This is a genomic window from Microcoleus sp. PH2017_28_MFU_U_A (genome assembly GCF_020738035.1).
In the GTDB taxonomy this organism is placed as follows: domain Bacteria; phylum Cyanobacteriota; class Cyanobacteriia; order Cyanobacteriales; family Microcoleaceae; genus Microcoleus.
Genome location: NZ_JAEQCX010000009.1, coordinates 1 through 1343 on the forward strand (window position 1 = coordinate 1; position 1343 = coordinate 1343).

Below are 1343 nucleotides of genomic sequence, written 5' to 3' on the forward strand. Positions count from 1 at the left end.
GGGGGCTAGAAACTGTAACTTGATTCTTGGACAAATCTACCCATTGTTGCTCAATTGTGGGTAGCTTTTTCACTCGCAAGTTCTGCTAAGGTTGGAATATGTCACAAGCCTGCGCGAGAAGGGATTAAAGGACTGCCATGTTACTCGGATTCAAAACCGAATTGAAACTAAATAGTCGGCAGCGCATACTTTTAGCTAAGCATTGCGGAGTGGCGCGTCATGCTTGGAATTGGGGTTTGTGGCTGACCAAAAATATTCTTGGTCACAACCAAGCCAATCCCAACGAAAAGCTCAAATTTCCCACAGCTATTGACTTGCATAAATTGTTAGTAGCTATGGTGAAGTCGGAGAATGCTTGGTATTACGAGTGCAGTAAATCTACACCACAACAGGCATTAATGGCATTGCGAGATGCATGGAAACGATGTTTTAAAAAGACTGCTGGTGTACCGAAGTTTAAGAAAAAAGGAAGGCGAGATTCTTTCACATTAGAAGGAACAGTCAAAATCTGCGGGGTTAACAAAATCCAAGTTCCCGTAATTGGCGTCCTCAAGACTTATGAAAGGCTACCACAAGTATCAACTAAGTCTTGCGCGATATCCCGTATTGCCGACAGGTGGTTTATCAGTTTCAGGTTTGATGTAGAACAGCAAGAATCATGCCAAACAAGCATTGTAGGCGTTGACCTCGGTATTAAAGCATTGGCTACTCTATCAACAGGTGAAGTAGTTATCGGTGCTAAATCCTACAAAAAATATCGCGACATACTCTCAAGGATGCAATGGTTGAGTCGCCATAAAGTCATCGGTTCGAGCAATGGTCAAAAAGCACAAGTCAAGATAGCTAGACTGCATAGAAAGATAGCTAACATCCGTCAAGATACGTTGCACAAACTAACGACATTACTTGCCAAAAACCACGGTGTAATTGTCATAGAAGACTTGAACGTAAGCGGAATGATGGCGTTGCACAAGCTAGCTGCATCTGTTGCCGATATGGGCTTCTTTGAGTTTCGCAGACAGTTAACCTACAAATGCGAGTTGTACGGTTCAAAGTTGGTAGTTGTTGACCGTTGGTTTCCCAGCTCAAAAACTTGTTCTAATTGTGGAACTAAAAAAGAAACACTCTCTCTTTCTGAACGAGTGTTTGAATGCAGTCATTGTGGTATTGTTGTTGACCGCGATTTGAACGCAGCGATTAATTTGTCAAAAACCGTCAGTTAGACGGGGTTAGCCTGCGGACTGGTGAGTGCCGACACTACCAGGATGAAGCAGGAAGTAAACGAAGCTCAAAGTCCAATATTGTCCAATCTTGAGTAACTTTGGGTAGGATTTATGTAACGG

General features: G+C 42.9%; 1 protein-coding gene. It reads left to right on the forward strand.

Annotated elements, in window-relative coordinates; genetic code table 11:
* Positions 1 to 137: 137 nt before the first annotated feature.
* Positions 138 to 1223, forward strand: coding sequence for an RNA-guided endonuclease InsQ/TnpB family protein (locus JGK14_RS00100; RefSeq protein ID WP_293187238.1), 1086 nt, complete (start codon positions 138 to 140; stop codon positions 1221 to 1223).
* The last annotated feature ends 120 nt before the right edge of the window (positions 1224 to 1343 follow it).

What these genes read in the sequence shown, in the direction of transcription:
- JGK14_RS00100 (WP_293187238.1), top strand. Translation starts at nt 138, where the DNA reads ATGTTACTCGGATTCAAAACCGAATTGAAACTAAATAGTCGGCAGCGC.